The following is a 12,254-nucleotide window of genomic DNA, read 5'->3' on the forward strand; positions in this document are numbered from 1 at the left end:
GCTACGCCGGTTCCGCTACTTCATCAGCCGGTTTGTTGGCGGGGCCCGGTGCGGACGTCCACTCCCAGTTCCGGATTTCCGGCATGTCTTCGCCGTAGGCGCGGATGTACTGCCGGTGCTCGATGAGCTTGTTCTTGAGTTCCTCGCGCACGTGCGCCGAAACGTCCTTGAGGCGGGGCACCCGGTCGATGACGTCGATGGCAAGGTTGAACCGGTCGAGCTGGTTGAGCACGCACATATCGAACGGGGTCGTGGTGGTGCCTTCCTCCTTGTAGCCGCGGACATGGATGTTGCCGTGGTTCGTCCGGCGGTACGTGAGGCGGTGGATCAGCCACGGGTAGCCGTGGTACGCGAAGATCACAGGTTTGTCCGTGGTGAACAGGGCATCGAAGTCCCGCCCGGACAGGCCATGGGGATGTTCCGTGTCATCCTGCAGGCGCATGAGGTCAACAACGTTGACCACCCGGATCTTCAGATCCGGGAACCGCCCGCGGAGGATGTCGCCGGCGGCCAGGGTCTCCATTGTGGGCACATCACCGGCGCAGCCCATGACCACGTCGGGTTCCCCGTCCGCATCCGAACTGGCCCAGTCCCAGATGCCGATGCCTTTGGTGCAGTGCACGATAGCCTGCTGCATGTCCAGGTACTGCAGTTGCGGCTGCTTGCCGGCGACAATGACGTTCACGTACTGGCGGCTGCGCAGGCAGTGGTCGGCCACGGACAGGAGCGTGTTGGCGTCCGGTGGCAGGTAGACGCGGATGACGTCGGTCTTCTTGTTGATCACGTGGTCGATGAATCCGGGGTCCTGGTGCGAGAACCCGTTGTTGTCCTGCCGCCACACATGAGAGGTCAGCAGGTAGTTCAGGGAAGCGACCGGCCGGCGCCACGGGATGTCGTTGGTCGTGGTCAGCCACTTGGCGTGCTGGTTGAACATCGAGTCGACGATGTGGATGAACGCCTCATAGCAGGAAAAGAATCCATGCCGGCCGGAGAGCAGGTAGCCTTCCAGCCAGCCCTGGCAGGTGTGTTCGGAGAGGATTTCCATGACCCGACCGTCGCGGCCGAGATGGTCATCCTCTGGAACGGTCCGGGCATTCCAGGCCCGGTCGGTCGCGTCGAATATGGCCCCCAGCCGGTTGGAGTTGTTTTCGTCCGGGGCGAAGACCCGGAAATTGTCCATGTTCGCAGCCATGATGTCCCGCAGGAACGTGCCCAGGACCCGGGTGGATTCCACGGCCCCGGTGCCGGGAAGGGCCACGGGCACGGCATAGTCGGCGAAGTCTGGCATGCGCAGGTCGCGCAGCAACAGCCCTCCGTTCGCGTGCGGGTTAGCGCTCATGCGCCGTTCCCCGGCCGGTTGCAACGCGCGGACCGCCGCCACCGGAGCCCCCGCTTCGTCGAAGAGTTCCTCGGGGCGGTAGCTGCGCAGCCACCGTTCCAGCACGGCGCGGTGGCTGTCGTTTTCGCGGGCCTGGGTGAAGGGCACCTGGTGCGAACGCCAGCTTCCCTCCACCTTCAGCCCGTCCACTTCAGCCGGCCCGGTCCAGCCTTTGGGAGAGCGCAGGACGATCATGGGCCAGCGGGGCCGTTCGGTCCGGCCGTCCTCACGCGCGCGGCGCTTAATCTCAAGGATCTCCTCCAGGCAGGCGTCCAGGGTCCGGGCGAAGTCCTGATGCATCTGTTCCGGGTCGGAACCTTCCACGTAATACGGGGTGTGGCCGTACCCGCGCAACAGCGAGTCCAGTTCCTCATGGCTGATCCGGTCCAGGACGGTGGGGTTCGCGATCTTGTAGCCGTTCAGGTGCAGGATCGGCAGGACGGTGCCGTCCCGGCCTGGGTTCACGAACTTGTTGGAGTGCCAGCTCGCGGCCAGCGGGCCCGTCTCTGCTTCCCCGTCACCGATGACGGCCGCCACGATGAGGTCCGGGTTATCGAATGCTGCGCCGTAGGCGTGCGAGAGCGCATATCCGAGCTCGCCGCCCTCGTGGATGGAGCCTGGTGTCTCCGGGGCCACATGGCTGGGGATGCCGCCGGGAAAAGAGAACTGGCGGAACAGCCGCTTCATCCCGACGAAGTCCAGGGAAATATCGGGGTACGTTTCGCTGTAGGTACCTTCCAGCCAGGCCGACGCCACCGGCCCCGGTCCGCCGTGCCCAGGGCCCATGATGTAGATCATGTCCAGGTCCCGGTCCATGATGGCCCGGTTCAAATGGGCGTAGATGAAGTTCAGGCCCGGGGTGGTCCCCCAGTGCCCCAGCAGCCGCGGCTTGATGTGCTCAGGCAGGAGCGGTTCGCGCAGCAGCGGGTTGTCCATGAGGTAGATCTGTCCCACGGACAGATAATTCGCTGCCCGCCACCAGGCATGAATTTGTTCAAGCCGGAGCGGGCTGAGCACGGGTTCCCGGGTTTGCGGCTGCTGTTCGTCTGTCATGGGAGGTCCTGCCTCTCGGTGAAAGTAACGGGGACGGGCCGAAGGGGCGGCGTTTAGCGGACGCCGCTTGGCTCCGGGGCAGGTTCGGTCTTGATCGTGCGGCCGGTGGCCTCTCCCGGCTCCGGCAGGCGCAGGCGCTTGAGTAGCAAGGCGTTGACGGCGACAATGACGCTGGAGCCGGACATCGAGATCGCAGCGATCTCCGGGCTGAGTCTGATGCCCAGGGAGGTGAAGAAGACGCCGGCAGCAATGGGCAGGGCAATGACGTTGTAACCGATGGCCCACCCCAGGTTCTGCCGCATCTTGCGCAGCGTTCCCTTGCCGATGCGCAAGGCGATGGGAACATCCAGCGGATCCGAGCGCATCAGGACAACATCGGCGGTTTCGATGGCCACATCCGTCCCCGCCCCGATCGCGATGCCCAGGTCAGCCTGTGCCAGCGCCGGGGCGTCGTTGACGCCGTCCCCGACCATGGCGACCCGTTTGCCGGCTTTCTGCAGTTCTGCGATTTTTGCTGTCTTGTCCCCGGGCAGCACTTCGGCGATGACGGTGTCGATGTTCAGTTGCGAGGCGATGCGCTTGGCGGTTGCCTCATTATCCCCGGTGAGCATGATGACTTCGATGCCGGCTTCGTGCATCGCCGCGACAGCCGCAGCTGCAGTCGGGCGGACTGCGTCGGCAAGGGCGATGACCCCTGTCACGCGGCCGTCCACGGCAACCAGGACCGCCGTTCGCCCCGTTGACGCCAGTTCCTGCCGCTGGTCGGCCACCGGGCCGATGTCAATGCCCTGGGCGGCCATGAGCTTGCGGTTGCCCACAAACACCTGGTGTCCCTGGACCGTTGCTCCGGCGCCGTGTCCGGGAACATTGCGGAAGTCCGCGGCATGCAGGGAGGGCACGCCCCTGCCCGCGGCATAGTTGACGACGGCGGCGGCGAGGGGGTGCTCGGATTCCCGTTCCACGGCGGCCACGAGGGCAAGCAGTTCGTCATCGTCGATGCCGACGGCGATGAAGTCGGTGACTTCCGGCTTGCCCTGGGTCAGGGTGCCGGTCTTATCCATGACAACGGCTTCGATACGGGCAGATGTTTCCAGTGCGGTGGCGTTCTTGAACAAAATTCCCCGCTTGGCGCCCAGGCCGGTGCCGACCATAATGGCCGTGGGGGTAGCCAGGCCAAGTGCGTCGGGGCAGGTGATGACGACAACCGTGATGCCAAAGAGCAGTGCGGTCTGGAGGCTTGCCCCGGTCAGCAACCACACGGCGAAGGTGGCACTGCCGCCGATGAGTGCGACAAGGACGAGCCAGAACGCTGCCCGGTCGGCAAGGCGCTGCCCGGGGGCTTTGGAGTTCTGGGCTTCCTGGACCAGCGCGACGATCTGTGCCAAGGCTGTGTCCGCGCCGACCTTGGTGGCGCGGACCCTCAATGTTCCGGTGGTGTTGACCGTGGCACCGATGACTTTGGAGCCAACGGTCTTGGCCACCGGCAGGCTTTCGCCGGTGACCATCGATTCATCGATATCGGATTCGCCGTCCTCGACAGTTCCGTCCGTGGGAATCTTTGACCCCGGGCGGACGAGCAGGAGGTCTCCGGGCAGGACATCGGAGGTGGGGACTTCCACCGGATCACCGTCACGGATCACCAGCGCCTTGGCCGGGGCGAGTTCGAGCAGCGTCCGGATGGCGTCGTTCGCCCCGCCCCGTGCGCGCATTTCAAACCAGTGCCCCAACAGGACGAAGCTGGCCAGAACGGTGGCGGCCTCGTAGAAGACATCGCCGCCCCCGGTCACGGTTACGACCAGGCTGTAGACCCAGCCGGCCCCGACACCGACGGCGACGAGGACCATCATGTCCAGGGTCCGGGCACGCAGCGCCCGGTAGGCGCCGTCGAAGAAGATCCAGCCCGCATAGAAAATGACAGGCAGGGACAGACCCAGCGCAAAGACGTCGTCCCGCAAGCCGAAGGGGGCCGGGACCGTGAACCCGAAAACATCCCTTCCGATCGGGGACCAGAGGGTGATCGGCACCGACAGTGTGGCTGCCACAACGAACCGGTTCCGCATGTCACGGACCATGGAAGCCATCGACATGCCATGGCCCCCGTGGCCGCCGTGCCCCATGATCTCCTGGGCATCCCGGGACGCACGCTGGGGATGACCGGTAGGGGCGTCAACCCCGTCCTCATGACCCTCATGACACGCGTGGCTTTCGGGGCTTTCGGGGGCGGGGGCGGTGTGCCCTTCATGGGCCGACGGACGGTGCTCGGCGGTACCGTGGCCAGCACGTGCCGACGGCGCTGAACCGCTTTCGTGCATCGGATCACAGATATGGTCAGGCACGGACTGGCCGGAACAGTGGTAGCCGCAGTCTCGCACCCAGCTCGCCAGATCGGCGATGGAGGTCTTCGCCGGGTCGAAAGTGACGTTAGCGGTCTGCGAGACCGGATTCGCTTCCACGCTGAGCACGCCGGGCCGACGGGAGAGCATGGCTTCAGCGACGCTCTTGGACGAGGCCCAGTGGACACCCGACACCTCCATGACCGCGGTTTGTGTCCTATTACTCATGCCGGAAATTCCTCTCAGGACTCGTTAGAAGTTGAAGCTGGTTGTTCAAGAAGTGTCCAGCCGTCGCTCTCCTGGCGCGAAGACCGGGCAATACAGCGGTTGTGAGCCTGGAAATGAGATTTGCCGGGCCCGACGGCCTGGTTGTTGCCGGGGTACGTATTCTTCAGGCGCCTGGATGCAGGGAGTGGACGACGATGCCTCCGCCGGATCAGGGTCCGGAGGGCAGACGTCTCCTATACGCGGCTGATGGAAAGGCGGATGAGCGACACAGGGTGGAGCTGTGCTCCCGGGGCCTCGGGCAGCGCCCCGCCCGGCTGTGCTGCTGCATCGGCAGCAGGGGTGCTGCCGGGGTGTCCTGGGAGTGATGAGGCAAGGACGGCAGGCGACAGCACATCAGGGCACGCCACAGACAAGCCCAGGTTCATGGGGCAGTGTTCCGTACGGGACGGAACGGGTTGTTCCCCCGGGTCCTGATCCGCAGCCACAACGGTGTCAGCTGAAAAGATAAGCAGGATGCCCACGGATTCGGAGTCTTCCGTGTAGGACGCCGTGATTGTGTGCAATGTAGCGCCCGGTCCGGTTTCTTGAGCAGACGTCATCGGCAGGTCAAGAATTCCCGTTATGGCGACGAGAAACGACAGGACCGCGGTGATTGTGGCCAGGTAGGAAAAATCATGGTGCCATCCCATGGAATAACGCACCTTTCCCCACCCCCTGTTCATCGCGAATAGCGCTCGTAGGTTTCGTCCTCTGCGGCGATCATACCGGGCCGGTTTAAGATGTGTGAAGGAACGCGGTCAGCATCGGGCTCCTCGAAGAACACATCGGCCATTGCGTTGTCAGCGCCGCAGCCGAATCGTCCGAAGCCGGGGATGCCAAAGTCGGGCCCGAGAGTAGGCGGAATCCGGCGTCGATTTCTGTGCTGGTCCGTTCCATCCGGGCCGGTCTTCGGCCGGGTCAGCCAGTGCTGCGAGAAGTTCTTCATCGGTCATCTTCATGACGGCACCGCTCCGGGATGCATGCCGCAGTTCAGGTTGTGTCCCCCGGCTTCTTCGGCTGTGAGTCGTCCGTCTTCGATGGTGATGACCCGTTTGGCTGCCGTTCGGAGCCGCTGGTCATGGCTGACGATGATGACGGCCCGGCTTTCCCGGCAGGCCGTTTCACACAGGAGCAGGGTCACGTCCTGGCCGGTCTTCGCGTCCAGGTTGGCCGTGGGCTCGTCGGCGAGGATCAGTCGGGGGTCGTTGGCCAGGGACCGGGCGATGGCCACACGTTGCTTCTCCCCGCCGGAGAGGTCCCGGGGCAGGTTCCGCAGCCGGTGCCCGAGCCCGAGTTGTTCCAGCGCCGTCCGGGCTTTGGCCCGGGCGTGTTTCCGAGGCACTCCGGCCGTGAGCAGGGGCATCATGACATTTTCCTCCGCCGTCAGTGCAGAGAGCAGGTTGAAGGTCTGGAAGACGAAACCGAATTCGTGCAACCGAAGCCGCGACAACTGCGCCGGTCCGAGAGTGGAGGTGTCCTGCCCGGAGATGAGGATCCGGCCCTCCGTGGGGGACATGAGGGTCCCGATCATGGACAACAGGGTTGTTTTTCCTGACCCGGAGGGCCCCATCACGAGCACAATATCCCCGGCCTCAACGCTGAGGGATACGTGGTCCACGGCGGTCACCGCGGTGTGCCCTGCCCCGAAGGTCTTGGACACGTCTTCGACCGAGACGACGTTCATGCCCGGAACACTTCCGCCGGGTCGATGCGGGCCAGTCGGCGGACCGGCAGCAGCGAGGACACCACGGCCATGGCCACGGTGACAGCGAAAATCCAGGCCGCATCGAGCCAGCGGATTTCCGTGATGAACTCGGGGACATAGGTTCCCGCTGCGGCGCTAACGGCAAGGGCCAGGACCGCCCCGGCGAGGTACCCGAGCACGGCTGCGGTGACGGCCTGCTCCACCACCACGGTGTAGAGCTGGCGGTTGCTCACCCCGATGGCCTTCAGTACCCCGTATTCGCGGGCTTTTTCGATGGTCGAGGTGAAGATGGTCAGGCCGATGACGGTCATGCCCACGGCGATGCCGATCAGCAACAGAACCAGGATGATGGGCAGGAACGTGTCCCGGACGATGTTCGTATTGTTTTCCACGAACCTGTCCTTGGTGATGGCATCCACCGCAGGGTCGGCTTCGATCCGCGCCGCAACCCCGGCCGCGTCGGTGCCGTCTTTGACGGTAACGAGGAAGAAGTTGGTGGCTCCGGGAAGCTGGAGGATGCTTTCGGCGTCTTCCTTGGTCGCGAACGCGAAGGAGAAGCTGAGGATGTATCCGCCCTCGGAATAGCCGGCAACTTTCAGCGTCCTGCCGGCGACAGGAATGGTGTCCCCGATGCGGATGTTCTCGCTTCGCCCGACCACCCGGTCGATGATGATCTCCCCCTTATCCGGCACGGCTTTGCCCTCGACCACGCGTGCGGGGGCTCCGACGTTGTTCTCCGTGTCGTCGGCGATGACGTAGAGGTTGATGTCCCTGCCGTTGTGCGCGAACGCGACCCGGCGGCCGCTGAACGGTTTGGCGCTGCCGACCCCTTCAACGCCGGTGAGGAAATCACGGACGGTCAGGGGCAGCACGGACGGGGTGTGGAACATGTCCGTCGCACCGGTCTGGGTAATCCAGTAGTCGGCCGGCACGGTCCGGATGTATTCGCCGATCTTGTTGCTCCAGCCCTGGTACAGCCCCTGGATGCTCATGATCAACAGCACGCTGAACGCCACCCCGCCGACACTGATCAGCAGCCGGGTCTTTTCCTGGACAAGGTTCTTTACCGCCAGAAACAGCATGCCGTCATCTCCCCGGCCATGTCCGGCCGTCCGGGCCTCATGGGCACTCCTACAGTTTCTGTCCGGTGCCGGCGGGGGCGGCGTCCGACCCGGGGGACGAATCCGGGGACCTGCCGTCGGCAGGCGGCATAGTCTTCGCCGAACTCGGCGTCCATCAGGCGCTCCTCCTTCCGGGCCAGGCGCAAATACACGATGACGAGGACCGGGAACATCAGCAGGGTAGGCCACTGCAGCAGGAAGCCGGCCCTGATGATCACGAAACCAGCATACTGCGGACGGCGCACCGTGCCGTAGGGTCCCGTGGTCGCGAGACGGTGGTCCCGTTGGGCCGCGAAGAGGACCTGCCAGGACCGGTAGAGCAGGATGAACCCCGCGGCGATCAGCACGTTGCTGAGCAGATGCAGCGGACTCAGGTGCGGGTCCCCTTGCCATCCCGTCAGGTCCTGCCACAAATGACCAGAATTGTGGTTCAGGAGATCCAGGCCCGGTATCCGGTTCCCCAGCCATCCCGAGAGCACGTAGATCGTCAGCGGAAAGCCGTACATCTCCGTGAACAGCGCCACGATGAACGCGGAAAATCCGCCCAGCGCCCTCCATCCCAGTTTCGTCCTGGGCCGGATGAAACTGAAGGCAAAGATGATGAACACAGCCGAATTGATAATCACCAGCCACCACAGGTCGTATCCGTAATCAGTAGACATGTCCGGATCCTTCCCCGCCCCCGGGCCGGCCGGCACCATGGTGGCCGCCGTGGCCGCTATTGCCGCCGTGCATGAACAGGTACATTCCCATCATGAGCACCACGCCCAGGTACGGCAGGGCGTCCAGGACGTGCAGCCAATGGTTTGAGATCAGATACACGGCGGCCGCGGCAATGAGCACGGTAAGCAGGGCCTGCGTCCAGGGCCGGGACGGCCGCCCGGTCGGGACCTGCCACGGGTCAGGAAGACTGCTCATACCCTGAGTGTTGCCCGGGTGCGACTGACCGGGTAGAGCCTAACGGCCCGCATTACCGATCGGTATGTCTGCCGCCCGGACCTGTGATGGCACTTGCGTAAAATACCCCTAGGGGGTATTCTTTGGGTGTTGCCAGTGACGTGGTTTGTCCAGGCCCCGGCCGTTACAGCCGTTCAACCGCAACAGCCCTTTCCTATCCCTCGCTTCGAAGGAAAACTGACATGTGCGGAACAACCGAAACACGAACCCAGCTCCCCCTTGCCTCCACTGCGCAGCACGGCTGCAGCTGCTGCTCCCCCACCGCCGAAACGCAGGTTGGGGCTCCGACCGCTGGAACGTCGGAGGTTCAGGCTTCCGGTGCGCAGTACGCCCTGGAAGGGCTGACCTGCGGACACTGCGTCCAGACCGTTGAACAGGCCGTGTCCAGAGTGTCCGGGGTTGAATCGGCACAGGTGGACCTGGTCCCGGGCGGCACGTCCCGGCTGAGCATCACCGGAACCGCGGACCGGGAGGCGCTGGCTGAGGCCGTAAGCTCCTCCGGCTATGTCCTGGCCGGCGCGAAATAGCCTTCACCCACACGATCCGCTGGCCCGGGTGAGCACCGGGTTGCCGGGTGGTCAGTGGCCTCCGGTGTGATCGGCGGTGTGGTCCACTGTGGGCACCGGGGCGGGGTTCACGTCCCCTCCGGTGCCGCTGATTGCCGGGCCGATGACAAACGCTGACAGGGAGAACATGGCGGCGAAGACCAGCAGTCCCAGCGCCGGTGCTACCCAGCTGCCGAACCGCCGGTAGAGGCGGACGAGCATGGGAATGGACGCAAGGAGCCCCAGCGCCCCGAACAGCGCGGTGCCGCCGGATCCTGCCACCAGCGCGGTCCCTGCGAGCAGCCCGATGTGGTGCAGGACGTGCGGAAGGAGCCCCATGACCAGGCCCACCACGCCGACGACCGTATGCCACAGGCCCTGGAGCCTGCCCCGGAAGGTCCGTCCTGGAACCGTCCCTCCGTGGGGGTCGGCCGGCGGATGCACGTGGGAGGTTTGGTCACCAGTCACGGTCACTGCTTTCGTCGTAGCGGTTGCCCCTGGGGGTCATCGGATGCCTCATTCCTCGCCGCCGGTCCGGGACCGGGTCCGGACCACGAGCACCGGGCAGGGCGAGTGATGAAGGACCTGTGTGGACACGGAGCCGAGTAGCAATCCGGTGAATCCGCCAAGACCGCGGGAACCTACGATCAGCAGGTCGGCATTCTCGGCCGCCCGCAGGAGCACGTCGGCCGCATTGCCCTGAACAACATCACCGGTCACTGTCACGCCCTCGCTGTCCACGCGCTGCAGAGCCTCGTTCTGGAGACGGCGCGCGGTCTGCGGGAAGACGTCCGGATCCCGGACAAGGCCTTCCATACCGACCGTGACGGGCGGGAACTCCCACGCGGTCACGACGCGGACCTGGCCATGACGCAGCCGCGCCTCCGTGACTGCCCATTCCAGTGCGAGGCGCGACGGGGCCGAGCCGTCCACCCCGGCCAGGATCCTGAAAACACCATCGCCGCCCATGAATGCCGCCCTCCGTCAGGTTCTTCACGTGGTGCCCTTAGTGTGGTCCCCACCTGAATTTCAGCGCAAGGGCCGAAGATCCGGCCCGATCACCCACACCGGCCGGGGGCTGAAGCAGAATCCGGTGCAGGATCGTTGTAGGGGTAAGTGCGCGGCCACAGTGCCGGTAGCCTTGAACGAACGAAACCAGCCGTGAACGGAAAGCCCCAAACGGGAAGGAGGATTGCCATGACCGCACCGGTACACGTCCCCGCGATCGTGTTCCTTCGCCGTGCGGGCCTGTACGCGGCTGTCCTGGCCCTTGTTGCCGGGATTTTCGGTATGCATGTCATGACCACCACCAATGCCGTGCGCTCTCCGGCCACGGCGGGGGCCGCTGTCAGCGCCCATCACGAATCATCCGCTTCCGGCCACACCGGAGACCATGCTCCCGGACCGTCCTCTGCCCCGGACATGACCGGGGCGCAGGGTGAGGCAGGTACCCGGACCGTGCAGTGCACGGACTCGGGCACCTGCACCAGCATGCAGGCCATGACTGCGTCCTGCACCCCGTCGGCGAAGGCCGGCTCCCTGACAGCACCGCTGCCAGGGACCGGAATCATCGCCCGGAGCACTAACACCGGATCCCTCGCTACGATCAGCGCGCGGTGGTCCTATTTTCCCGGCAGTCCTTCACCGGGCGAGCTCTGCATCAGCAGAACGTAAACAGGGCCCCGCGCTGTGACCTGACCGGCGCCCGTCCCTGCCCGACGCCCCTCTGCGGACCCGTCTGGCGCATCACTGATGCACACACTCCCGTGGCGCCCACGCGCCCCCGATGTCTTGAAGGACTCGAAAACCAATGATGAACAAGAAATTTCTGACCCTTTCCGCCACCGCCCTCGCCGCGGCACTCGCCCTCGCCGGATGCTCCACCGGCCCCTCCGGATCCTCCGCCACGTCCAGCTCTGCTTCCACCGGCAGCTCCATGCCGGGCACGGGCTCGGGGATGATGCCCAGCAGCGCACCGGCTGCCGCGGCCGAACACAACGCGGCCGACACCATGTTCGCCCAGGGAATGATTCCGCACCACGAACAGGCCGTCGAAATGAGCGAGATGATGCTTCAGAAGAAGGACATCCCCGCGTCGGTCACTGACCTGGCTACCAGGATCAAGGCGGCGCAGGCACCGGAGATCGAAACGATGACCGGCTGGCTCAAGAGCTGGAACGAATCCGCGACCATGGGTGCCGGCCACACCATGGACGGCATGATGGGCGATGACGACCTGAAGGGGCTCGAAGCGGCGCAGGGCACCGAAGCGGCCAAGCTCTTCCTGAAGCAGATGATTACCCACCACGAAGGCGCCGTGATGATGGCCAAGACCGAAACTTCCCAGGGCAGGAACGTCGACGCGATCAAACTCAGCAAAAACATCGTGACCGCGCAGGAAGCTGAAATCAAGGAAATGCAGGACCTTCTGGCCACCCTCTGACCGGTGTCCGCCGGCGGCGGCCCCTGACGGGCCGGCGCCATCCCTGCCCTGCCCCACCTGAATCCCTGGAGCCCTCCGTGCCCAATCCCTCCCGTCCCCGGGTCCAGCCCCCTGCCCGACGCCCACGTTCACGGGCTGAGCGTCAGCAGCAAGACCGGCCAGGTGCTCCTGGCCACCCACGACGGCCTGTTCGACATCACGAAACAGCCCGCCGCCAAAATCGGCACCACCAACGACCTGATGGGTTTCACCGACGGCACCGACCACGGCGTCCTCTACGCTTCCGGACACCCCGGGGAAAGGCTCCGAGCTTCCCAACCCGCTCGGGCTGATCAGATCCACCGACGCCGGCAAGACCTGGGAACAGCTCTCCCCGACAGGGCGAATCCGACTTCGACTCGCTCACCGCCACCAAATCTGGACTCGTCGGCTTCGAGGGCACACTGCGCACC

General features: G+C 65.0%; 13 protein-coding genes. 3 read left to right on the top strand and 10 right to left on the bottom strand.

Annotated features, from left to right (window positions below):
* Position 1 precedes the first annotated feature (1 nt).
* The 8 genes from ABIB27_RS03560 to ABIB27_RS03595 form a co-directional block, all read right to left on the bottom strand.
* The gene (locus ABIB27_RS03560; RefSeq protein WP_354215417.1) at positions 2-2,431 is read right to left on the bottom strand and encodes a phosphoketolase family protein; all 2,430 of its coding nucleotides are present in this window, start codon (positions 2,429-2,431) and stop codon (positions 2-4) included.
* 53 nt (positions 2,432-2,484) lie between these two features.
* Entirely contained in the window at positions 2,485-4,992 is a 2,508-nt protein-coding gene (locus ABIB27_RS03565) for a heavy metal translocating P-type ATPase (RefSeq protein ID WP_354155574.1), read from the bottom strand.
* Between the two features lie 233 nt (positions 4,993-5,225).
* A complete protein-coding gene (locus ABIB27_RS03570) occupies positions 5,226-5,681 on the bottom strand; it encodes a hypothetical protein (protein ID WP_354215418.1) in 456 nt (151 codons plus the stop codon).
* Between the two features lie 29 nt (positions 5,682-5,710).
* Positions 5,711-5,977, bottom strand: coding sequence for a hypothetical protein (locus ABIB27_RS03575; protein ID WP_354155576.1), 267 nt, complete (start codon positions 5,975-5,977; stop codon positions 5,711-5,713).
* Between the two features lie 9 nt (positions 5,978-5,986).
* On the bottom strand, positions 5,987-6,715 hold the full coding sequence (locus tag ABIB27_RS03580; RefSeq protein ID WP_354183293.1) for an ABC transporter ATP-binding protein: 729 nt from the start codon (positions 6,713-6,715) through the stop codon (positions 5,987-5,989).
* Positions 6,712-7,818 carry an ABC transporter permease gene (locus tag ABIB27_RS03585; protein WP_354155578.1) on the bottom strand — a complete coding sequence of 369 codons (1,107 nt, stop codon included), beginning with the start codon at positions 7,816-7,818 and terminating at the stop codon, positions 6,712-6,714. Before ABIB27_RS03585 ends, ABIB27_RS03580 begins: the two co-directional genes overlap by 4 nt.
* On the bottom strand, positions 7,800-8,519 hold the full coding sequence (locus ABIB27_RS03590) for a methyltransferase family protein (RefSeq protein ID WP_354155579.1): 720 nt from the start codon (positions 8,517-8,519) through the stop codon (positions 7,800-7,802). The genes ABIB27_RS03585 and ABIB27_RS03590 overlap by 19 nt, the downstream gene beginning before the upstream one ends.
* The gene (locus ABIB27_RS03595) at positions 8,509-8,775 is read right to left on the bottom strand and encodes a DUF2933 domain-containing protein (protein ID WP_354155580.1); all 267 of its coding nucleotides are present in this window, start codon (positions 8,773-8,775) and stop codon (positions 8,509-8,511) included. Before ABIB27_RS03595 ends, ABIB27_RS03590 begins: the two co-directional genes overlap by 11 nt.
* A gap of 221 nt (positions 8,776-8,996) precedes the next feature.
* Here ABIB27_RS03595 and ABIB27_RS03600 point away from each other — a divergent pair, with 221 nt between their 5' ends.
* On the top strand, positions 8,997-9,341 hold the full coding sequence (locus ABIB27_RS03600; protein WP_354155581.1) for a heavy-metal-associated domain-containing protein: 345 nt from the start codon (positions 8,997-8,999) through the stop codon (positions 9,339-9,341).
* A gap of 51 nt (positions 9,342-9,392) precedes the next feature.
* Here ABIB27_RS03600 and ABIB27_RS03605 read toward each other — a convergent pair whose 3' ends face one another.
* On the bottom strand, positions 9,393-9,827 hold the full coding sequence (locus ABIB27_RS03605) for a hypothetical protein (protein WP_354155582.1): 435 nt from the start codon (positions 9,825-9,827) through the stop codon (positions 9,393-9,395).
* A gap of 48 nt (positions 9,828-9,875) precedes the next feature.
* The gene (locus ABIB27_RS03610) at positions 9,876-10,328 is read right to left on the bottom strand and encodes a universal stress protein (RefSeq protein WP_354155583.1); all 453 of its coding nucleotides are present in this window, start codon (positions 10,326-10,328) and stop codon (positions 9,876-9,878) included.
* A gap of 228 nt (positions 10,329-10,556) precedes the next feature.
* Between ABIB27_RS03610 and ABIB27_RS03615 the strand changes: the two genes are divergently transcribed.
* The gene (locus ABIB27_RS03615) at positions 10,557-11,033 is read left to right on the top strand and encodes a hypothetical protein (protein ID WP_354155584.1); all 477 of its coding nucleotides are present in this window, start codon (positions 10,557-10,559) and stop codon (positions 11,031-11,033) included.
* A 136-nt stretch (positions 11,034-11,169) separates the two neighbouring features.
* Positions 11,170-11,802, top strand: a complete 633-nt coding sequence (locus ABIB27_RS03620) for a DUF305 domain-containing protein (RefSeq protein ID WP_354155585.1) — start codon at positions 11,170-11,172, stop codon at positions 11,800-11,802.
* Positions 11,803-12,254 lie beyond the last annotated feature (452 nt).

The sequence above is a fragment of the Arthrobacter sp. UYEF21 genome (assembly GCF_040546085.1).
GTDB lineage: Bacteria > Actinomycetota > Actinomycetes > Actinomycetales > Micrococcaceae > Arthrobacter.